22 protein-coding genes and 1 other RNA gene are annotated in these 20,962 nt (G+C 21.5%); 16 read left to right on the forward strand and 7 right to left on the reverse strand.

Features of this window, described 5'->3' with window-relative positions:
• The first annotated feature begins 10 nt into the window (after positions 1–10).
• Together fliQ and fliR are read left to right on the forward strand one after the other, a co-directional pair.
• Complete coding sequence (fliQ, locus tag RJD44_RS00315) at positions 11–283, forward strand: flagellar biosynthesis protein FliQ (protein WP_343189998.1); 273 nt, start codon at positions 11–13, stop codon at positions 281–283.
• Positions 280–1,050, forward strand: a complete 771-nt coding sequence (gene fliR / locus RJD44_RS00320) for a flagellar biosynthetic protein FliR (protein ID WP_343189999.1) — start codon at positions 280–282, stop codon at positions 1,048–1,050. The genes fliQ and fliR overlap by 4 nt, the downstream gene beginning before the upstream one ends.
• Before the next feature lie 127 nt (positions 1,051–1,177).
• Here the strand turns inward: fliR and rpmG are convergent, their stop codons facing one another.
• The 5 genes from rpmG to rsmI form a co-directional block, all read right to left on the reverse strand.
• A complete protein-coding gene (rpmG, locus tag RJD44_RS00325) occupies positions 1,178–1,345 on the reverse strand; it encodes a 50S ribosomal protein L33 (protein WP_343190000.1) in 168 nt (55 codons plus the stop codon).
• A gap of 24 nt (positions 1,346–1,369) precedes the next feature.
• Positions 1,370–1,588: a 50S ribosomal protein L28 gene (gene rpmB, locus RJD44_RS00330; protein WP_343190001.1), complete on the reverse strand. Its 219-nt coding sequence runs from the start codon at positions 1,586–1,588 to the stop codon at positions 1,370–1,372.
• Positions 1,581–2,153 (reverse strand): inorganic diphosphatase, encoded by a 573-nt coding sequence (gene ppa, locus RJD44_RS00335; protein WP_343190002.1) that lies wholly within the window; start codon positions 2,151–2,153, stop codon positions 1,581–1,583. Before ppa ends, rpmB begins: the two co-directional genes overlap by 8 nt.
• A gap of 138 nt (positions 2,154–2,291) precedes the next feature.
• An RNA gene (gene rnpB, locus RJD44_RS00340) (RNase P RNA component class A) lies at positions 2,292–2,662 on the reverse strand.
• 37 nt (positions 2,663–2,699) lie between these two features.
• Positions 2,700–3,548 (reverse strand): 16S rRNA (cytidine(1402)-2'-O)-methyltransferase, encoded by an 849-nt coding sequence (gene rsmI, locus RJD44_RS00345; RefSeq protein ID WP_343190003.1) that lies wholly within the window; start codon positions 3,546–3,548, stop codon positions 2,700–2,702.
• 141 nt (positions 3,549–3,689) lie between these two features.
• On the opposite strand from rsmI, the gene RJD44_RS00350 reads away from it, so the two are divergent.
• The 4 genes from RJD44_RS00350 (at position 3,690) to dapE (ending at position 9,214) form a co-directional block, all read left to right on the forward strand.
• Positions 3,690–4,898 (forward strand): beta-ketoacyl synthase N-terminal-like domain-containing protein, encoded by a 1,209-nt coding sequence (locus tag RJD44_RS00350; RefSeq protein ID WP_343190004.1) that lies wholly within the window; start codon positions 3,690–3,692, stop codon positions 4,896–4,898.
• Positions 4,899–5,026: 128 nt separating this feature from the next.
• Positions 5,027–5,977, forward strand: coding sequence for a transaldolase (tal, locus tag RJD44_RS00355; RefSeq protein WP_343190005.1), 951 nt, complete (start codon positions 5,027–5,029; stop codon positions 5,975–5,977).
• Between the two features lie 61 nt (positions 5,978–6,038).
• Positions 6,039–8,039, forward strand: a complete 2,001-nt coding sequence (tkt, locus tag RJD44_RS00360; RefSeq protein ID WP_343190006.1) for a transketolase — start codon at positions 6,039–6,041, stop codon at positions 8,037–8,039.
• Positions 8,040–8,074: 35 nt separating this feature from the next.
• Entirely contained in the window at positions 8,075–9,214 is a 1,140-nt protein-coding gene (dapE, locus tag RJD44_RS00365) for a succinyl-diaminopimelate desuccinylase (protein WP_343190007.1), read from the forward strand.
• A gap of 114 nt (positions 9,215–9,328) precedes the next feature.
• Here the strand turns inward: dapE and dapA are convergent, their stop codons facing one another.
• Both dapA and aroC read right to left on the reverse strand, forming a co-directional pair.
• Entirely contained in the window at positions 9,329–10,207 is an 879-nt protein-coding gene (gene dapA, locus RJD44_RS00370) for a 4-hydroxy-tetrahydrodipicolinate synthase (RefSeq protein ID WP_343190008.1), read from the reverse strand.
• Between the two features lie 176 nt (positions 10,208–10,383).
• Positions 10,384–11,445, reverse strand: coding sequence for a chorismate synthase (aroC, locus tag RJD44_RS00375; protein ID WP_343190009.1), 1,062 nt, complete (start codon positions 11,443–11,445; stop codon positions 10,384–10,386).
• A 168-nt stretch (positions 11,446–11,613) separates the two neighbouring features.
• Between aroC and smrB the strand changes: the two genes are divergently transcribed.
• The 10 genes from smrB to gndA all read left to right on the forward strand — a co-directional run bounded on the left by smrB (position 11,614) and on the right by gndA (position 20,843).
• Complete coding sequence (gene smrB / locus RJD44_RS00380; protein ID WP_343190010.1) at positions 11,614–12,150, forward strand: endonuclease SmrB; 537 nt, start codon at positions 11,614–11,616, stop codon at positions 12,148–12,150.
• Positions 12,151–12,299: 149 nt separating this feature from the next.
• Positions 12,300–13,202 (forward strand): ATP phosphoribosyltransferase, encoded by a 903-nt coding sequence (gene hisG, locus RJD44_RS00385; protein WP_343190011.1) that lies wholly within the window; start codon positions 12,300–12,302, stop codon positions 13,200–13,202.
• Between the two features lie 8 nt (positions 13,203–13,210).
• On the forward strand, positions 13,211–14,536 hold the full coding sequence (hisD, locus tag RJD44_RS00390) for a histidinol dehydrogenase (RefSeq protein ID WP_343190012.1): 1,326 nt from the start codon (positions 13,211–13,213) through the stop codon (positions 14,534–14,536).
• A complete protein-coding gene (hisC, locus tag RJD44_RS00395; RefSeq protein ID WP_343190013.1) occupies positions 14,526–15,602 on the forward strand; it encodes a histidinol-phosphate transaminase in 1,077 nt (358 codons plus the stop codon). Before hisD ends, hisC begins: the two co-directional genes overlap by 11 nt.
• 20 nt (positions 15,603–15,622) lie before the next feature.
• Entirely contained in the window at positions 15,623–16,693 is a 1,071-nt protein-coding gene (hisB, locus tag RJD44_RS00400) for a bifunctional histidinol-phosphatase/imidazoleglycerol-phosphate dehydratase HisB (RefSeq protein ID WP_343190014.1), read from the forward strand.
• Positions 16,690–17,292: an imidazole glycerol phosphate synthase subunit HisH gene (hisH, locus tag RJD44_RS00405; protein WP_343190015.1), complete on the forward strand. Its 603-nt coding sequence runs from the start codon at positions 16,690–16,692 to the stop codon at positions 17,290–17,292. The genes hisB and hisH overlap by 4 nt, the downstream gene beginning before the upstream one ends.
• Positions 17,293–17,294: 2 nt before the next feature.
• Positions 17,295–18,041: a 1-(5-phosphoribosyl)-5-[(5-phosphoribosylamino)methylideneamino]imidazole-4-carboxamide isomerase gene (hisA, locus tag RJD44_RS00410; protein WP_343190016.1), complete on the forward strand. Its 747-nt coding sequence runs from the start codon at positions 17,295–17,297 to the stop codon at positions 18,039–18,041.
• Complete coding sequence (gene hisF, locus RJD44_RS00415; protein WP_343190017.1) at positions 18,011–18,787, forward strand: imidazole glycerol phosphate synthase subunit HisF; 777 nt, start codon at positions 18,011–18,013, stop codon at positions 18,785–18,787. The genes hisA and hisF overlap by 31 nt, the downstream gene beginning before the upstream one ends.
• On the forward strand, positions 18,784–19,392 hold the full coding sequence (gene hisIE / locus RJD44_RS00420; RefSeq protein WP_343190018.1) for a bifunctional phosphoribosyl-AMP cyclohydrolase/phosphoribosyl-ATP diphosphatase HisIE: 609 nt from the start codon (positions 18,784–18,786) through the stop codon (positions 19,390–19,392). The genes hisF and hisIE overlap by 4 nt, the downstream gene beginning before the upstream one ends.
• 47 nt (positions 19,393–19,439) lie before the next feature.
• A complete protein-coding gene (gene gndA / locus RJD44_RS00425) occupies positions 19,440–20,843 on the forward strand; it encodes an NADP-dependent phosphogluconate dehydrogenase (RefSeq protein WP_343190019.1) in 1,404 nt (467 codons plus the stop codon).
• Positions 20,844–20,962: the final 119 nt, after the last annotated feature.

The following is a 20,962-nucleotide window of genomic DNA, read 5'->3' on the forward strand; positions in this document are numbered from 1 at the left end:
AGGTAAAAATATGACTTTAGAAACCGTAGATAGTTTATTAGGGCAATCTATAAAAATGATTTTAATATTATCAATGCCTTTATTAATTGTTGTATTACTTATAGGATTAATTATAAGTATATTACAATCAATAACTCAAATTAATGAACAAACTTTATCTTTTGTACCTAAAATATTTTCCATATTAAGTATATTAATATTATTAGGACCCTGGATGTTGAGTACAATAATAAATTATATTAGAGATTTAATTAAAATTTTACCTATTTTAGTAAATATATGATAAATATAAATTTTTATGAAATTTTTGAAATGTTTAATAAAATAATTTTTGTATTTTCTAGAATATTACCAGTAATTATTTTAGTTCCTATCTTTGGAGAAAATATTGTAAATAAAAGAATAAAAATATTATTTTCATTATTTTTAAGTTTTTTATATATAAATATTTACATTATTAATTATAGTATAAAATTATTTTCTTTAACAGGATTTATTATTTTATTTGAACAGATATGTATTGGAATTGTTTTAGGGTATATTATACAATTAGTTTTTTCAATATCAATAATAATTGGAGAAATTATTAGTTTACAAATAGGGTTATCATTTTCTACTATTTTTGATGTATCTCAAAAATGGAATTCTTCTATATTTTCTTATTTTATAAAAATATTTATTTTAATGACATTCTTGTCAATGAATGGTCATATTTGGATAATTAATACTATATTTAATAGTTTTTTATTAATTCCAATTTCAAATCTTAATTTTTCTAGAAATATTTTTTTTTTAATACTATATTTTTTTTCTAAAGTTTTTGTTAACGGAATAACAATAGTATTGCCTATTATTATGCCAATTTTTGCTATAAACATTATGATGGCTATGTTGAATAGAACAATTCCTCAATTTTCTATTTTTTCAGTTTTTTTACCTATTCTTTTGCTAATTAGTTTTTTAATTTTTTATTTTTATATACCTATAAATATAAAAAATTTTGTTTATTTTTTAACGAATATGTTTGAAAGAATAAATAGTATTAAATAAAATTTAATTTATTTTTAAAAACATTATTTTTTTTATTAATTATTTTTTAATTAAACGAATTGATTTTTATTTTATATTTTTTTATTATTTTCAATTCGTTTAACAACTTATCATAAAATAAATTTTTTTATTTTATATTGTGTTCTTTATACCAAACATGCTTTCTAACTATTGGATCATATTTTTTTAATTTTAATTTTTCTGGTTTGTTTGTTTTATTTTTGCTAGTAGTGTAAAAATGTCCGTTGTTTGAAGTTGATAATAGTTTTATTTTTTTTCTTGATTTTTTAGCCATATTTTTTCCGAAATTGATATATTTTTAAAAATATTTTTTGAATATTTTTTCTATTCCTTTTTTATTTATTTCTCTAATTCCTTTAGTACTTATTTTTATTCTAACAAATTTTTTTATATTAGGAATCCAAAACTTATGTTTTTTTATATTTGCTTTAAATTTTCTTCTTTTTGAATTCATAGCATGAGATCTTTTATTACCAAAAATAGTTTTTTTTTTAGTTATTTTACATATTTTAGACATTTTTTTTCAACTTTTTTTTATTTTTATTTTTATATACATTTTTTTTATAATTTTTTATAGACTTAGAAATTTCATTATGAGCTTCTTTTTTATTTCCCCATCCTATTATTTTTATCCATTTATTTTTTTCTAATTTTTTATAATTATAAAAAAAATTTTGTATTTTATCTTTAATATTATTTTTTAAATCTTGTATATCTTTAATAGAATTATATTCTTCGGTTATTTTTTTGTTTGGTATACAAATTATTTTATTATCTTTTCCAGATTCATCTATAATTTTTAGTATTCCTATAGGAACACATCTAATTACAGATTTTGGTATTATAGAATATGGAGTTATAACTAATGAGTCTAAACAATCACCATCTTCTGATAATGTTTTATTTATATATCCATAGTTATACGGATAAAACATTGCTACTGGAATAAATCTATCTACAAATATATTTCCACAATTTTTGTTTATTTCATATTTCACTGGTGTTGAATAGGATGATATTTCTATTACAGTAAAAATGTCATTAGGAGGATTTCTCCCCGTTTGTATTTCTGTTATATTCATATGAAAATTTATAAAATATTATATTTTTATATATATGTATTATATATTATTTTTTATAATTATAAAAAATATTTTAACAAAATTTATTTTTATATGTATGTTATATAAAAATTGTTATATGTTTTAAGACAAAATTAATGTTGAAGTTAGATTATAAGCCGGATTCTGTGTTAAACAGTCATTCATCTAGATTAATAATTTCTTATTAATTCATGCAACCTACCCAGACTATTTTATAACGGGTGTTTTAGTCTTGTTTGGTCTTGCTCTAAGTGGAGTTTACACTGCCATAATTTGTTACCAATTTATGCGGTATGCTTTTACCACACCTTTTCACCCTTTCCTAAATATTTTTAATTTAGGAGGTTATTTTCTGTTGCACTTTTCGTAAGTTTTCACTTCCCAGGAATTACCTGGCACTTTTACCCGTATAGAGTCCGGACTTTCCTCTTTTTATATTTTTATTTAAAATAAATTACTTAATAAAAAGCGACTGTATATCTAACTTCAACAATATAAATATATTATATATATTTTTTTATGTCATCATTTTTTTAAAATATATTTATATAGAATATTTTTGTTTAAATCGTGTATTTTTGAAGTTATTTTTATAGCAGTACTTGTTGGTAGAAAGTTTTTTACAATTTTAAATGTTTTTAATATTTTTTTATATATTTTTTTTTTTTTTAGTTTTTTGTTTCTATCTATTATTAAAATTATTTCTCCTTTAGTTCTTGATTTTTTTGATTTTAACCATTTTATTAATTTTTTTAATTTTGTTTTTTTAATAGTTTCCCAAATTTTTGTTATTTCTTTTGCGAATGTTATTTTTTTATTCTTTCCAAATATTTTTGACATAATTTTTAATGTTTTTATTATTCTATTAGAAGTTTCATATATTATTATAGTTCTATCTTCTAAATATAATTTTTCTAACATTTTTTTAATTTTTTTTTTTTTTTTTGGGACAAAACCTTCATAACAAAATTTTTTTGTTTGTATTCCAGAGCTACTTATTGCTGCAATTGCAGCGCATGGACCTGGTATAGGAGTTACTTTTATATTTTTTTTATGACATTTTTTAACTATTAAATAACCTGGATCATTTATTAAAGGTGTTCCAGCATTAGATACTATTCCTACATGTTTTTTGTTTAATAATATTTTTAATATTTTTTCATTTTTTTTTTTTTCATTATTTTTGTTAAAAGATATTATTTTATTTTTTATTTTATAGAAATTAAGTAGTTTTTTTGTATGGTTTATGTTTTCTGCTGCTATTATATCAACGTTTTTTAATGTTTCTATAGATCTGTATGTTATATCTTTAATGTTTCCTATTGGTGTAGAAATTATATATAAATTTCCAGTATTTATATTTTTTTTGTGCATAAAATTTTTATTTTTAATATTTTTTTATATTATAATGAATTTTATATAAAAATTTTATTTTTTTAATAAAATTTATATAACTATAATGTTATTGTAAATTCTTTTATAAATTTTATAAAAAATTTTTATTTTGGGTTTTATATGAAAAGAGTTGTAGTTACTGGTATTGGAATAATTTCTAGTATAGGTAATAATAAAATAGATGTTTTAAATGCATTGAAGTTTGGAAAATCTGGTATTTCATTTTCTAAAAAAATGTATAATTTAGGTATGTATAGTAATGTGGTTGGTGATATAGACATTAGAAATTTTAAAAAAATTGATAGAAAAATTCTTAGATTTATGAATATGTCTTCCATATATTCTTATTTTTCTTTTTTAGATGCTGTTAATGATGCTAAATTAAGTATAGATGTATATCAAAAAAATTATAGAGTAGGTCTTATATCTGGTTCTGGAAATATGTCTTACACAAGTTGTAATTTTTTTAATAAAACATTAAAAAAAAATAAAAAATTTGATCCATATTTTGCAGTAAAATCTTTAACATCAAATATTACAGCTTGTTTATCTACATATTTTAAGATATATGGATTCACTTATTCTGTAAGTTCTGCATGTACTACTTCTTCAAATTGTATATGTAATGCATTTGATCTTATAAAATATGGTAAGCAAGATATAGTTTTTGCAGGTGGAGGAGAAGAAATAAATTTAGATTTAGCATATAGCTTTGATATTATGAAAGCGCTTTCAAGAAAGAGAAATCATTCTCCTAAAGAATCTTCTAGACCATTTGATCATGATAGAGATGGTTTTGTAATTTCTGGAGGATCAGGGTTTTTAGTATTAGAAGAATTAAATTTTGCTATTTCTAGAAATGCTAATATATACGCAGAAATTTTTAATTATGCAAATTTTTCCAATGGAAGTAATATGATTTTACCATCGAAAACTAGGTCTTATAAATGTATGAAGCAAGCTTTAAATGGTATTAAGAAAATAGATTATTTAAATGCTCATGCTACGTCTACTAAAATAGGTGATTTTGTTGAGTATAATGCTATTTTAAAAGTTTTTGGAAAACATAATTTTCCAATAGTATCTTCTACAAAATCTATTACAGGTCATTCTTTAGGAGCATCTGGTGTGCATGAAATTATTTATACTATATTGATGATGAAAAATAATTTTGTAGCACCTTCTATTAACATAAAAAAATTAGATAAAAAATTTTTAGTTAATAAAATAGTTACTAAAAAAATTAGTAAAAAAATTTATTTAGCGATGTCAAATAATTTTGGATTTGGAGGTTCAAATGTTAGTATAGTTATTAAAAATTTTAAATAAGTTTTATATTTTTTACAAAAATTTTATATAAAATTTTTATATTTTATTTTTTTTATACATATATAATATAATAAAATTAATTAGTTTCGTGAAAATACATTTTTAAAATAATTTCAGGAGAAAAAATTTTGAATCAATTGGATCAATTAAAAAAGTATAGTACTATAGTTATAGATACAGGAAATATTAATTTAATAAAAAAATTTCTTCCTCAAGATGCTACTACTAATCCTTCTTTAATATTGCATGCTATGAAACTGCCTTATTATAAAAATTTAATATCTAACGCGATTAAATGTGCTAATAAAATTAATGGTTCAATGCAAAAAAAAATTTGTTTTGCAAGTAAAAAAATTTCTGTAGATATTGGTACTGAAATTTTAAAAATTGTGCCTGGAAGAATATCAACTGAAGTAGACGCTAGAATTTCTTTTGATAAAGAATTATGTATATCTTATGCTAAAGGGATTATAGATATGTATGAAAAAAATGGAATTAAAAAAAATAGAGTATTAATAAAATTAGCTGCAACATGGGAATCTATACAAGCAGCTAAAGAATTAGAAAAAGAAAATATACACTGTAACTTAACACTATTATTTTCTTTTGCACAGGCTAGAGCTTGCGCGGAAGCTGGTGTATTTTTAATATCTCCTTTTGTTGGTAGAATATATGATTGGTATAAAAAAAATAATATTTTAAATATTAATAAATTTAAAGATGACCCGGGTGTTTGTTCTGTAAAAAAAATTTTTAATTTTTATAAGAAATATTCTTATAAAACTATTATAATGGCTGCAAGTTTTAGAAATATTATGCAAATATTAGAGTTATCTGGTTGCGATTATTTAACAATATCTCCTGAGCTTTTGTATAAATTAAAATTAAATTTTAAAAAAATAGAAAAAAAACTTGTTTTTCCTAATAAAAAAAATACTGCAAAAAAAAAAATTACTGAATCAGAATTTAGATTTCAACATAATGAAAATGTTATGGCTTCAGAAAAATTGTCTGAAGGTATAAGACAATTTGGATATGATCAAAAAGAAATAGAAAATATTATAATTAAAAATATTTAATTTTATGTATATATTTTGATAATATATGTATTTAAAATTTTTAGAAATTTTGGAGATTTTTATGTATAAAGAAAAATTGTCTAATGCAATTAGAGCGTTAAGTATAGATGCTATACAAAAGTCTAATTCTGGACATCCAGGAATGCCATTAGGTATGGCTGATATAGCTGAAGTTTTATGGAGAAAATTTTTAAAGCATAATCCAAAAAATCCTAATTGGAATGATAGAGATAGATTTATATTATCAAATGGTCATGGATCTATGTTATTATATAGTTTATTACATCTTACAGGTTATGATTTACCTATAAAAGAAATAAAAAAATTTAGACAACTTAGTTCTAAAACCCCAGGTCATCCAGAAAAACATATAACTTCTGGAGTAGAAATAACAACAGGTCCATTGGGTCAAGGATTGTCAAATGCTGTTGGTATGGCTATATCAGAAAGTATTTTAAGAAATACTTTTAATAAAAAAGATTGTGAAATTGTAAATCATTATACGTGGGTTTTTGTAGGAGATGGTTGTTTAATGGAAGGTATCTCTCATGAATCTTGTTCTTTAGCTGGACATTTAAAGTTAAATAAATTAGTAGTTTTCTATGATAGAAATAATATTTCTATTGATGGAAATGTTAGTGGGTGGTTTACTGAAGATACAAAGAAAAGGTTTCAAGCATATAATTGGCTTGTAATAGACAATGTAGATGGTCATTGTAGAAATAATATAATTCAATCTATTGAAAAAGCAAAACAAAGTGTAGATCAGCCAGTTTTAATAATATGTGATACTAAAATTGGATTCGGGTCTCCTAACAAAGAAAATTCTCATGAATCTCATGGAGCTCCTTTAGGTATAGAAGAAGTAAAATTAACTAAAAAAAATTTAGGTTGGAAATATAAACCATTTTTTATTCCGAAAAAAATATATAAAAAATGGAATTTTATAAAAAATGGAAATATTTTAGAAAATTCTTGGAAAATAAAATTGTTAGAATATAAAAAGAAATATCCTATATTATATAAAGAATATATCAGGAGAATGAAACATATTCTTCCAGAAAATTTTGAAAAAAAAATTTATAATTATTTTAAAAAAGTATCTAACAATGTTTCTAATATATCTACTAGACAATCTTCTAAAAATACCATTGAAATTTTAGGAAAATTTTTACCAGAATTGTTAGGAGGTTCTGCAGATTTATCAGCAAGTAATTTAACAAAATGGTCTACAGCAAAATCAATTAGTAAATGTAAATATGGAAATTATATAGATTATGGTGTTAGAGAATTTGGAATGACTGCTATTGCAAATGGTATTTCTAATCATGGAGGTTTTATACCATATACTTCTACATTTCTAATGTTTATGGAATATGCTAAAAATGCTGTTAGAATGGCATCTTTAATGAGAATACAACATATTTTTGTATATACTCATGATTCAGTATGGTTAGGTGAAGATGGACCAACACATCAACCTATAGAACAATTATCTAGTTTAAGAATTGTTCCAAATTTAAATGTTTGGAGACCTTGTGATGAATTAGAAACTATTGCTGCATGGAAACATTCTATAGATAGAAAAAATGGTCCTTCTGCATTAATTTTATCAAGACAAAATTTAAATTATGTTAAATCAAAAAATAAAAATAAAATAGATAATATATTTAAAGGTGGATATGTAATAAAAGATTTTTCGAAAAATCCTAATTTTTTGATAATTTCGTGTGGGTCTGAATTAAATATATCTTATAAAGTATGTAAAATTTTAAATAAAGACAAAAAATATAGAATCAGATTGGTTTCTATGCCATCTACTAATGTATTCGATTCTCAAGATATAACATATAAAAATTTTGTATTACCAAAGAATATAAAAAGTAGAGTTTCTATAGAAGCAGGAATATCTGATTTTTGGTACAAATACATAGGTAACAATAATTTATCTATTGGTATTAATAAATATTCTCATTCTGCTCCAGAAAATATTTTGTTACATAATTTGGGTTTTACAGTAAATAAAATAGTTAAAAAAATAAAAAACTTTTTTATAAAATAGATTTTTTATATTTTTTTCATAATTAGGAATTTATTATGAATAGTTCTATTTTAAAATTATTAAAAAAATTAATATCAAAAGCTTCTATTAGTCCTAATGATATGGGATGTCAAAAAATTATATCTAAGGAATTATACAAACTTGGTTTTGCAATAGAAAATTTTAAAATTGAAGACACTAATAATATGTTTGCTAAAATAGGAAATAAACATGGTAAAACATTAAACTTTTTAGGTCATACTGATGTTGTTCCTCCGGGTAATTTATTAAATTGGAAATATAATCCATTTGTTCCTACTATACATGATAATAATTTATTTGGAAGAGGAGCTGCAGATATGAAAGGATCTATATCTTCTTTTATAATATCCGTTAAAAATTTTTTAAATAAGTTTGTTCATAAAATGAAAGGAAGAATAACTATTCTTTTGACGTCTGATGAAGAAGGCAGCGCTAAAAATGGTATTAAAAAAGTTGTAAAATATCTTATTAAAAAAAAAGAAAAAATAGATTATTGTATAGTTGGAGAACCAACTAGTGAAATTTTTTTAGGAGATACGATAAAAAATGGAAGAAGAGGATCTTTACACTTAAAATTATATTTTTTAGGAAAAGGAGGTCACATTGCATATCCTAATAGTTCTGAAAACTTAATTCATAAAGCATGTTTTTTTATACATGATTTAACAAAATTTGATTGGGGGGATAATTATGTGGATAAAGATGAAAAAACTAGTGTTCAGGTGTCAAAAATATTTTCAGAAGATGTGCCAGAAAATGTAATTTCAGAAAATTTATTTTTAAGAATTAATTTCAGATTTAGTCATAAAGTTAGTGTTAAACAAATAAAATTTTGTGTTAGAAATTTACTAAATTATCATAATATAAAATTTTTTATGAAATGGAAACTATCAGGTAAACCATTTATTACAAAAAGAGGAAAATTGTTAGACATAGTTAATAAAACTATTTTCTTATTAAATAAAAAAAAACCTAAAGTTTCTATTTCTGGAGGAACTTCTGATGGCAGATTTATTTCTACTATGAAATCTGAGATAGTAGAATTAGGATTGTTAAATAATACAATTCATAAACCTAATGAATTTGTAAATATTAACGATTTAAATAAATTAAGTGCTATTTATCAAAAAATCATTGAAGGATTATTATTATAATTTTTTTATTTTTTTTGTTTTTTTAAATTTATGAATCACTTTTTATAATACACGGAGTATCAATAGACACTCTGTGTATTTAATTTTTTTGTTTAAAAATAATTTTTTAATATTTTATTTTTTATAATATTTTTTTAATACTTTTTTTAATATTTTTTTATTTTTTTTTGATAATGTTGTTAAAGGCAATCTTACTATATTATTATCTATTAAACCAATTTTTTTTGCCGCCCATTTTATTGGTATTGGATTTGTTTCTATAAATAATAATTTATTTAGTTCATGTATTTTATCATTAATTTTTCTTGCTTTTTTAAAGTTTTTGTTAATTGCAAATTTGCACATTTTGAATATTTTGTTTGGCATTATATTTGCTGTAACAGATATTAAAGCATTTCCACCTAGTTGAATAAAATCTAATGCAGTAGTATCATCACCGCTAATTAATAGAAAATTTTTTTTTACAAAAGATTTTATGTTATTTACTCTAGACAAATTTCCACTAGCTTCTTTTATACCTATTATATTGTCTATTTTAGATAGTTTTATTGTAGTTTCAGGCAATAAATCTGAACCTGTTCTTTGAGGTATGTTGTATAATATTTGTGGAAGTTTGGTGTTTTTAGATATTTTTTCAAAATGTTTAAACATTCCTTCTTGTGTTGGTTTATTATAATATGGAACAACATTTAAGCATGCTGAAATTCCTGATGTTTCTAATTTTTTTGTTAATTCTATAGATTCATTAGTAGAATTAGATCCTGTTCCAGCTATTATTGGTATTTTTTTTTTTGCATATTTCACTGTTTTTATTATTACATTATAATGTTCTTTTTGTGTTAGAGTGGCGGATTCTCCAGTTGTTCCTACGGACACTATAGCATCAGTATTATTTTTTATATGATATCTAACTAATTTTTTTAAACTTTTATAACAAATATCTCCATTTACTTTCATAGGAGTGATTAAAGCCACAATACTTCCTTTAAACATATAAATTCTCTCTTAAAATAAAACATATTTTTTATAAAAATATAAAATTTTATATTATATAAAAAATATTAATTTTTTAATATTTTTAATATTAAAAATTGTTTAGATAAAATTTTTATTATATGTTATTAAAAGATTATTTTTATTATATTTATAAAAATATTTTTATAAAAATTTTATTTTTTACATTGTGCGTTGTTTCTTAAAACATGATCCATTAAAACGATTGCTATCATAGCTTCTGCTATAGGAACAGCTCTTATTCCAACACATGGATCATGTCTTCCTCTTACTATTATTTTTTTATTTTCATTTTCTTTATTTATAGTTTTTCCTGGTATTTTTATACTGGAAGTTGGTTTTAATGATATAGTTATAATTATTTTTTCTCCATTACTTATCCCTCCTAAAATTCCTCCTGCATGGTTTGACATAAAACCATTTTTGTCCATTTCATCTCTGTGTTCTGTTCCTTTTTGATTAGATACATTTACTCCATCTCCTATTTCAACGGATTTTACTGCATTTATACCCATAAGAGCATATGCGATTTCTGCATCTAATTTGTCAAAGACAGGTTCTCCTAATCCAGCTGGAACATTTTTAGCAATTATTTTAATTTTAGCGCCTATTGAATTTCCTTCTTTTTTTATTTTTTTGATAAAATTTTCTATTTTTTTTATTTTATTTTCATCTCCACAAAAAAAAGGATTTTTTTTTACTATTTCCCAATTTTTCATTTTGCAAATTATTGGCCCGATTTGTTTTAAATATCCTCTAATTTTTATATTATATTTTTTAAATAAATATGTTTTTGCGAATGCTCCCGCTGCTACTCTCATACACGTTTCTCTTGCAGAAGATCTACCTCCGCCTCTATGATCTCTTATTCCATATTTTTTTTGATATGTATAATCCGCATGTCCTGGTCTATATAAATTTTTTATAGATTCATAATCTTTTTCTCTACTGTCTTGGTTTTTTATTATCAATCCTATACTTGTCCCAGTAGTTTTACCATGTAAAATTCCTGAAAGTATTTTTATTTTATCTTTTTCTTTTCTTTGAGTAGTATATTTGGAATTTCCAGGTTTTCTTTTGTTTAGTTCTTTTTGTATATATTTTTTTGAAATTTTTATTCCAGGTGGCATTCCATCTATTATGCATCCTAAAGAATGTCCATGTGATTCTCCATAAGTTGTTACACAAAAAATTTTTCCTATTGTATTTCCAGACATTATAATATCTCAATTTTAATAGTTTAGTTTTATATTTTTAATATTATATACACAATTTGTATGTTAGTAATTTTTTATTTTTATAAAAATGTATGTTTTTTATAAAATAAATTTTATAATAATTTTATTATAAAATTTATTTTATTAGAAATTTTTAATAGGAATGTTATGAAACAAAAAAGTTTTATTTCTTATAATGATTTATATCTTTTTAAAAAATCTTTTAAAAATATAGATATTATGGTTCAAGATAATGTTTTTTATTATAAAAAAAATGTTTGTAGTATTAAAAAAAAATATAAAAAAAAATATTTTGAAATAGATTTTCATAGATATTTTTTTTCTGAAAAAAAAATTAGTAGAAATTTATCTTATGAGCCTATTAGGTATTTTAGATCTAATTGTTTTATTAATAAATTAAAAAAACTGAGATATGGAAAATTTTTTCCAGAAATTTTTTTAGATGTTCATGGTATGAACTCTATAGAAACAAAAAAAGAAATAGCAAATTTATTTTCTATATGTTATAAAAAAAATTTTTCTTATATAAGAATAATACATGGTCATGGAAAAGAAATTTTAAAAAGAAAAATACCTTTATGGTTATCTAATCATCCTGATATTGTTGCTTTTCATGAATCTCCTAGATTTTTAGGTAAAAGTAATTCAATTTTTGTAATAATAGACATTTCAAAAAAAATATAGTTTAATTTTAAATTAATTATTTTAATTGTATTAAAATTTTTTTATATATAGATTTTTATATAATAAATATTTTTAAAATATTTTTTCATAACTTAACATATTCAAAATATGAATGTTTTAATATTAAATTTAAAATAGAGAATTTAAAAATGTATGATAAAAAATTAAAAATAGCAATACAAAAATCTGGTAGATTGAGTAAAGATTCAAGAAAATTATTACATAATTGTGATATAAAAGTAAATTTTCAAAAAAATAAATTAATTTCTTTTTCTGAAAATATGCCTATTGATGTTATGTGTGTTAGAGATGATGATATACCAGGATTGGTTATAGATGGTATAGTAGATTTAGGAATTGTAGGAAGAAATGTTTTAGAAGAAGAGGTTTTAAAAAGAAAATTTAAATTAGAAAAAATTTCTTTTAAAATATTAAAACATTTAGATTTTGGAATATGTAGACTTTCTATAGGTTTGCCAACTGAAAAAAAATATTATGGAATAAATTGTTTAAATGGATTAAGAATAGCTACATCTTATCCATATATATTAAAAAAATATTTTAACAAAAAAAATATATCTTTTAAATTGTGTAAGTTAAACGGTTCTGTTGAAGTAGCAATTAGAGCTGGATTAGCAGATGCTATTTTTGATTTGGTTTCTACAGGAGAGGCATTGGTATCTAATGGTTTGAAGGAAGTTAAGATTATACATAATTCTAGCGCTTGTATCATATCAAATGATAGTAATTTAAATTTATTTAAGAAAAATATTATAAATACATTTATATCTAGAATTAATGGTGTAATCAAAGCCAGAGAATCTAAATATATTGTTATGCATATCTCTTCTTCTAAAGTTAATAGTATAATTAATTTGTTTTCAGGATGTACAAAACCAACTATATACAAGTTAAAATTTTTAGAAAAAGATGAAATGGTAGCTGTTCATATTGTTAGCAGGGAATCAATATTTTGGGATACTATGGAAAAATTAAAAGAGTTAGGAGCAAAATCTATTTTAATATTACCTATTGAAAAAATGTTGGAGTAATTTTAAAAATGAATTTTAATAAAATTATATATACTTGGAAAAATTTAACTAATTTAAAAAAAAAGAAGTTATTAATTAGACCAATATTTTTTACTAAAAAAAAATTTATAAAAAAAGTAAAAAATATTTTATTAGATATAAAAAAATTCGGGGATAACGCAATATATAAATATAATAATTTGTTTGATAATATAAAAGAAAAACAAATAAAAATAAATTGTTTTGATATTAATATAAAGGATATTTCAGTAGATGAAAAATTTAAAAATGCTATATTGCATGCTAAAAAAAATATAGAAAAGTTTCATTTTTTTCAAAAAAAAAATAATGATTTTGAAGCAGTAATAGATGATGGTGTATATTGTAGATATATAGAAAGACCAATTTGTAATGTTGGTATTTATATTCCTAAAGGAATAAATTCTAATTTAGTATCTACAATGTTAATGTTATGTATTCCCGCAAATATTGTTGGTTGTGATAACATAATTGTTTGTTCTTCTCCTAAAATTAGTAATGAGTTGTTATATACTGCAAAAATTTGTAATATAAAAAGTATTTTTCAAGTAGGTGGTGCTCAGGCTATAGGAGCTATGGCTTTCGGGACAAATACTATACCGAAAGTTGATAAAATTTTTGGTCCTGGAAATTATTATGTTACTGAAGCAAAAAATCAAATTAGTAAAATGAATATTGGGACTAGTATTGATATGCAAGCTGGACCTTCTGAACTATTAATTATTGCAGATGAACATGTCAATATTGAATTTGTATCATCTGATATAATTGCTCAATTAGAACATGGTGAAGATTCTCATGTAATTTTTTTAACCAATTCTAAAAATATAATTAAAAAAGTTTGTAAAGAAATTAAAGTTCAATTAAATGATTTGCCTAGAAAAAATATTGTTAAAAAAGCTTTATTACACACCAAATTTATTTTAGAAGATAGTTTAATAAACTGTGTAAAAATATCTAATATTTATTCTCCAGAACATCTGTCTATTTGCACGAAAAATTATAAAGATTTATTAAAATATGTGAAAAATGCTGGATCAATTTTTTTAGGTGAATGGTCCCCTGAAGTTGCAGGTGATTATGCTTCAGGAACAAATCATGTTTTGCCTACATATGGATTTTCTTCTTCTGTTTCTGGAATTGGATTGAAAGATTTTGTAAAAAATATTACAATCCAAGAACTAACATACAAAGGATTATTAAAATTGTCTAATACAATTGATACATTATCTAATTCAGAAGGATTAGAAGGTCATAGAAGATCTGTTAGTATTAGAAAAAAATATTTAAAGGAAAAAGATAATTTTGAAATTTAAAAAATTAGTTAAATTTGATATTAAAAATTTTAGTGCATATAAATCTGCAAGAAGCATGTGTGTACAAGGTAACATTTGGTTAAATGCAAATGAATCACCAATAAATAATAAATTTTCTATAATAAATAGAAATTTAAATAGATATCCAGAATCTCAACCAAAAAATATAATTTTAAAATATGCAGAATATTCAAAAATTAATTTTGAAAATATTTTTGTTAGTAGAGGTATAGATGAATCAATTGAATTATTTATTAAAATTTTTTGCAAACCTAATGTAGATAAAATAATGTATTTTCCTCCTACTTATGACATGTACAGAGTAAATGCAGAAATTTTTGAAATAAAAACTATTAAAGTTTTTACAAAAAACTATAATAATTTTGATTATGATGCAATAAAGAAAAATATAAAATGTTTAAAATTAATATATATATGCAGACCAAATAATCCAACTGGAGATATTATGCCAAAAAAAATTTTAATAAATATATTAAATATTTCTTTTGGAAAGGTTTTAGTAATAGTAGATGAAGCATATATAGAATTTTGTTATTCTGAAAGCATAGTAAATTTAATTGAACAATATCCTAATTTGATAGTTTTAAGAACTATGTCAAAAGCATTCGGTTTGGCTGGAATAAGATGTGGATTCTCTATAGCACACATAGAAATAATAAAAATTTTAAAAAAATTTATATCTCCTTATCCAATATCTACGTTAACATCTAATTTCATTGAAAATTTTTTAAATTCTAATTTTATAAATTTTATGAAAAAAACAGTTTCAGAAGTTTTAAAAAATAAAATTTGGTTATATAAAAAACTTCAAAAAATAAAATTTATAAAAAAAGTTTTTGAAAGTTTTGCTAATTATATATTAATAGAATGTTTTTCATCAAAATTTGTTATAAAAAAAATGTTGTCTAAAGGAATAGTTTTAAGAAATCAAAATAATAATTTGGGATTAAAAAATTGTGTTAGAATTTCTATAGGTACAAAAATAGAATGTAAAAAGTTAGTTTATGAGTTAAAAAGACTTTCTTATAAATTTAAATATAAATAATAGAGAACGTTTTTTATTTTATGAAAAAAAAATTTTTGTTTATAGATAGAGATGGAACTATAATTGATGAACCTACTGAAGATTTTAAAGTAGATTCTATAAAAAAATTAAAGTTTAAAAAAAATGTTTTTATATCTTTGTTAAATTTGAAAAAAAATGATTATAATTTTGTTATGGTTACTAATCAAGATGGATTAGGAACAAAAAATTTTACAAAAAAGAATTTTTATTTTGTTCAAAATTTTATTATTAATATTTTTTTTTCTCAAGGTATTGAATTTTATAAAATTTTTATTTGCCCGCATTATGATACAGATAATTGTGTTTGCAGAAAACCTAAAATTGGAATTTTAAAAAAATTTTTTAAAAATAATCATATGGATGTAAATAATAGTTTTGTTATAGGAGATAGAAAAACAGATATAGAATTTGCAAAAAATATTGGTATAAAAGGAATTTTATATACAGAGGAATTTGGTTGGAAAAATATTCAGAATAAAATAATTAATTATAATGATGATATAACTGTACATAGAAAAACAAAAGAGACTGATATAAAGATATTTGTTAATTTGAATAAATTTAATATTAGTAAAATTGATACTAAAATAAATTTTTTTAATCATATGTTAAATCAATTAGCTTTTCATGCTAGAATTTATTTGTGTGTAAAAGCTATAGGAGATATACATATAGATGATCATCATACTGTAGAAGATGTTGCAATTACTTTAGGAAAAGTTTTTTTTAATGCTATAAAGAAAATGAATGGTATAAATAGATTTGGATTTGGTATAATACCAATGGATGAGAGTGTTTCTGAATGTGTTTTAGATATTTCAGGAAGACCATATATTTGTTTTAAATCTAATTTAAAAAATACAATATTAGGAGATTTTAATTCGAATATGGTAAAACATTTTTTTTATTCTTTAAGTTATACTATGAAAAGTACAATACATATAAAAGCTTTTGGAGAAAATGATCATCATATATGTGAAAGCATATTTAAATCTTTTGGTGTAGCACTAAAAAATGCAATATCTATAAATTCTAATTATGTGCAAAGTTCTAAAGGAATGTTATTATGATAAAAGATATTGTAATAGTAAATACTGGAGCGTCTAATATATCTTCTTTAAAGATTGCTATTAATAGATTAGGATATGAAGTATCAGTTTCAAAAAATTATAAAAAAATTAGAAATTCTAAAAAATTATTTTTGCCTGGTGTTGGGAATGCATCACATGTAATTAAATTTATGAAAAATAAAAATATTTTTGAAGAAATAATAAATTATAAAAATCCAATTCTTGGTATTTGTTTAGGAATGCAATTATTTTGTAAAGATAGTGAAGAAAGTAAATTAGGCGAAGTGATAAATACTTTAAATATTATAAACAATTCATGTATATTAATAAAAGATAAAAAATTATCTGTTCCACATGTGGGATGGAATAATGTAGTACATAATAACAATATTTTATTTAAAAACATTTTTCAAGGAGAAAGATTTTATTTTGTACATAGTTATATAGTTCCAATTAATAAAAATACTATTTCTAGTACTTTTTATGGAGAATATTTTTCTTCATCTATAAAATACAAAAATTTTTTCGGAGTTCAATTTCATCCAGAAAAATCTGGAAAATCTGGTTCATTACTATTAAAAAACTTTTTATTGGTGTAAAAATGATAATTCCTGCTTTAGATATATTGAATAATAGTGTAGTTAGATTATATAAAGGTAATTATAAAAAAATAAAATTTTATGAAGACGATCTATTTTTTTTAATAGAAAAATATAGATTAGAAGGAGCGAAAATACTTCATTTGGTGGATTTAGATGGAAGTAAAAATCCAAAAAATAGACAAAATAATTTTATAGAAAAGATTTTAAAAAATGTGAATTTGTCTATACAAGTAGGTGGGGGAATAAGAAATATTAAAGATATAGAAAATTTATTATTATATGGAGCTAAAAGAATTGTTATAGGATCTTCCGCTATTGAAAATGTTTCAGAAACAAAAAAATGGTTTAAAAAATATGGTGATAAACTTGTTTTGGCTATAGATGTAGTGTGCGAAAAAAAAAATTTGAACATAATTAAAATAAATGGATGGACTAAATCATCAAATAAAAATATGATTGACATAATTTCTGAATATGAAAAATGTGGTTTAAAACATTTATTATGTACTGATATTAATAGAGATGGAACACTAAATGGTCCAAATTTTTCACTATACAAAAGTATAACTAAAAAGTTTAAAAATTTATTTGTGCAAGCTTCTGGTGGTGTAAAATCTTTGAAAGATATAAAAAAAATTAAACATACAAATGTATCTGATATTATAATTGGAAGAGCTTTTTTAGAAAATAGATTTAAAGTTTCGGAGGCTATTTCATGTTGGCAAAAAGGATCATTCCTTGTTTAGATATAAAAAATAATAAAATTGTTAAAGGAATAAAATTTAAAAATCATAAAATAATATCTGAAAATATATTATCTATAGTAAATAGATACATGTTAGAAGGAGCTGATGAATTGGTTTTTTATGATATTTTAGCTTATACAGAAAATAAATTAGCTAACAAAAATTTAGTGTATAAGATATCTAGAATTTTAAATATACCTTTTTGTGTTGCTGGAGGTATAAGAAGTGTAGAAGACGCTAATAAAATACTTTCTAATGGAGCAGATAAAATTTCTATTAATTCACCAGCAATTGATAATCCAAATTTAATAAGTTTACTTGCTAATAAATTTGGAAAACAATGTGTGGTTGTAGGAATAGATTCATTTTTTAACAAAAAGTTAAATAAGTATTTTGTTTTTAAATATACAGGAGATTCTAAAAAAATTGTTAATACAAATTTATATACATATGATTGGGTGAAAAAAGTACAAGAACTTGGAGCTGGAGAAATAGTTTTAAATGTAATTAATTTTGATGGTTTAAATTTAGGTTATGATATAAAACAATTAAAAAAAATAAGAAAAATATGCAGAGTTCCTTTGATTGCTTCTAGTGGGGCTGGATCTTATAAACACTTTTATGATGTGTTTAAAAATGCTAATGTAGATGGAGCATTAGCAGCATCAGTTTTTCATAATAAAAAAATTCATATTAAAAAATTAAAAAATTTTTTGTTTAAAAAAGGTATAGAAGTAAGATTATGACTATAGAAAAAATTTCTAGTTTAATTAACTGGGAAAAAGTAAATTATATGGTTCCAGTTATAATACAGAATAATTATTCTGGAAGAATTTTAATGTTAGGTTATATGAATAAAACAGCATTAAAAATTACTATTGATAAAAAAGTTGTAACTTTTTATTCTAGAGTAAAAGATAGATTATGGACTAAAGGGGAAACATCTGGAAATTTTTTAAAAGTAATAGATATTGTGTTAGATTGTGATTTTGATACTGTATTAATTTTAGTAAAACCTATTGGTAATACTTGTCATCTTAAAAATAAAAGTTGTTTTAAGTATAAAAAAACTTATTTTGATTTTTTATATATATTAGAAGATATAATAGAAAATAGAAAAAAATTTTTTAAAGATTCTTATACACATAAATTATATAGTTCTGGAATTAAAAGAATAGCTCAAAAAGTAGGAGAAGAATCTGTAGAAACAATTTTATCTTCTTTAGAAAAAAATACTAATAAATTTGTTAATGAAGTTTCAGATTTATTATATCATTTATTAGTTTTGATACATGCAAAAAAATTAAATATGTATAAAATAATACATAATTTATTTAAAAGAAAAAAATAATTAATAAATTTGTTTTATTTTATCTATTTTTATATTGGTGAAATAATATGGAAAAAGAGCAAGTTGGAATAATTGGTATGTCCGTAATGGGAAGAAATTTGTGTTTAAATTTGGAAAGAAATGGATATTTTGTTTCTATCTTTAATAGATCTTATAAAAAGTCTAAAAAAATTGTTTTAGAACATCCTAAAAAAAATATTTTTTGTTTTAAAAAAATTAAAGACTTTATTTTTTCTATGAAAAGACCCAGAAAAATATTTTTATTAGTTCAGTCTGGTATTGTTGTAGATAAAGTAATTAAATCTATTTTATTATATTTAAATAAATACGATATAATAATAGATTTAGGAAATTCTTTTTACAAAGATACTATAAAACGAGAAATATATTTAAATAAATTAAATATAAAATTTGTTGGAGCTGGAATTTCTGGAGGGGAAATGGGAGCGCTTTTAGGTCCTTCTATTATGCCTGGTTGTAAAAAGAGTGTTTATGATAATATAAAACATATTTTTTTTGACATATCTGCAAAATATAATAAGACACCTTGTGTTGATTATATAGGACCTGATGGTTCTGGTCATTATTTAAAAATGGTACATAATGGTATAGAATATGGAGATATGCAGATAATAGCAGAATCTTATTGTATATTAAAAAATTTATTAAAGTTGAATAATAAGGAAATATCGAATATTTTTAGTACATGGAATAAAGGAGAATTAAATAGTTATTTAATAGAAATAACCAGTTTAATTTTTTTAAAAAAAGACACAGATAAAAAATATTTAATAGATTTAATATCTGATGCAGCAAAAAACAAAGGAACTGGAAAATGGGTTTGCAAAAGTTCTTTAGAGATAGAATCACCATTGTCTTTAATAATTGAATCTGTAATATACAGATATATATCTTCTTTAAAACACGAAAGGAATTGTGCTTCCAAAATTTTAATAGGTCCAAAAAAACAATTTTTGTGTAAAGACAAAGATGCATTTATAGAGGATCTTAGAAGATCTTTATATTTTAGTAAAATAATTTCTTATTCTCAAGGATTTTCACAATTGTATAAAATTTCTAAAAAAAAAAAATGGAATTTAAATTATGTTAACATTGCTAAAATTTTTAGATCAGGTTGTATTATTAGAGCAAAATTTTTAAATAAAATAATAAATGCCTATAAAAAGAATATTAATTTAAAAAATTTATTATTAGACAAATACTTTTCTAAAATAATTTGTAATTATCAATTTTCTTTAAGAAAGATTGTATCTTCATCTGTTTTATATGGTATATCTATTCCTGCTTTTTCTTCTGCAATTTCTTATTATGATAGTTATAGATCTAAAAATTTGCCTTCTAATTTGATACAAGCACAACGTGATTTTTTTGGATCACATGAATATGAAAGAATAGATGTAAAAGGTAGTTTTCATACTAATTGGAAATAATTTATATAAAATTGAAAAAAATATGTTTTATTCATGTTTATAATAAGTTAAATACAAATATTAATTTTTTTAAAAAATTATTTTATATTGTTTAAAATATTTTTTAAAATATTTTTTTA

Origin of the sequence: Buchnera aphidicola (Astegopteryx bambusae) (assembly GCF_039365365.1) — a bacterium.
Classification (GTDB): domain Bacteria; phylum Pseudomonadota; class Gammaproteobacteria; order Enterobacterales; family Enterobacteriaceae; genus Buchnera_G; species Buchnera_G aphidicola_B.

Bases quoted from the DNA above. Each gene is read 5' to 3' on its own strand.
- fliQ (WP_343189998.1), top strand. From the start codon at position 11: ATGACTTTAGAAACCGTAGATAGTTTATTAGGGCAATCTATAAAAATG.
- fliR (WP_343189999.1), top strand. From the start codon at position 280: ATGATAAATATAAATTTTTATGAAATTTTTGAAATGTTTAATAAAATA.
- rpmG (WP_343190000.1), bottom strand. From the start codon at position 1,345: ATGGCTAAAAAATCAAGAAAAAAAATAAAACTATTATCAACTTCAAAC.
- rpmB (WP_343190001.1), bottom strand. From the start codon at position 1,588: ATGTCTAAAATATGTAAAATAACTAAAAAAAAAACTATTTTTGGTAAT.
- ppa (WP_343190002.1), bottom strand. From the start codon at position 2,153: ATGAATATAACAGAAATACAAACGGGGAGAAATCCTCCTAATGACATT.
- rsmI (WP_343190003.1), bottom strand. From the start codon at position 3,548: ATGCACAAAAAAAATATAAATACTGGAAATTTATATATAATTTCTACA.
- RJD44_RS00350 (WP_343190004.1), top strand. From the start codon at position 3,690: ATGAAAAGAGTTGTAGTTACTGGTATTGGAATAATTTCTAGTATAGGT.
- tkt (WP_343190006.1), top strand. From the start codon at position 6,039: ATGTATAAAGAAAAATTGTCTAATGCAATTAGAGCGTTAAGTATAGAT.
- dapE (WP_343190007.1), top strand. From the start codon at position 8,075: ATGAATAGTTCTATTTTAAAATTATTAAAAAAATTAATATCAAAAGCT.
- dapA (WP_343190008.1), bottom strand. From the start codon at position 10,207: ATGTTTAAAGGAAGTATTGTGGCTTTAATCACTCCTATGAAAGTAAAT.
- aroC (WP_343190009.1), bottom strand. From the start codon at position 11,445: ATGTCTGGAAATACAATAGGAAAAATTTTTTGTGTAACAACTTATGGA.
- smrB (WP_343190010.1), top strand. From the start codon at position 11,614: ATGAAACAAAAAAGTTTTATTTCTTATAATGATTTATATCTTTTTAAA.
- hisG (WP_343190011.1), top strand. From the start codon at position 12,300: ATGTATGATAAAAAATTAAAAATAGCAATACAAAAATCTGGTAGATTG.
- hisD (WP_343190012.1), top strand. From the start codon at position 13,211: ATGAATTTTAATAAAATTATATATACTTGGAAAAATTTAACTAATTTA.
- hisB (WP_343190014.1), top strand. From the start codon at position 15,623: ATGAAAAAAAAATTTTTGTTTATAGATAGAGATGGAACTATAATTGAT.
- hisH (WP_343190015.1), top strand. From the start codon at position 16,690: ATGATAAAAGATATTGTAATAGTAAATACTGGAGCGTCTAATATATCT.
- hisA (WP_343190016.1), top strand. From the start codon at position 17,295: ATGATAATTCCTGCTTTAGATATATTGAATAATAGTGTAGTTAGATTA.
- hisF (WP_343190017.1), top strand. From the start codon at position 18,011: ATGTTGGCAAAAAGGATCATTCCTTGTTTAGATATAAAAAATAATAAA.
- hisIE (WP_343190018.1), top strand. From the start codon at position 18,784: ATGACTATAGAAAAAATTTCTAGTTTAATTAACTGGGAAAAAGTAAAT.
- gndA (WP_343190019.1), top strand. From the start codon at position 19,440: ATGGAAAAAGAGCAAGTTGGAATAATTGGTATGTCCGTAATGGGAAGA.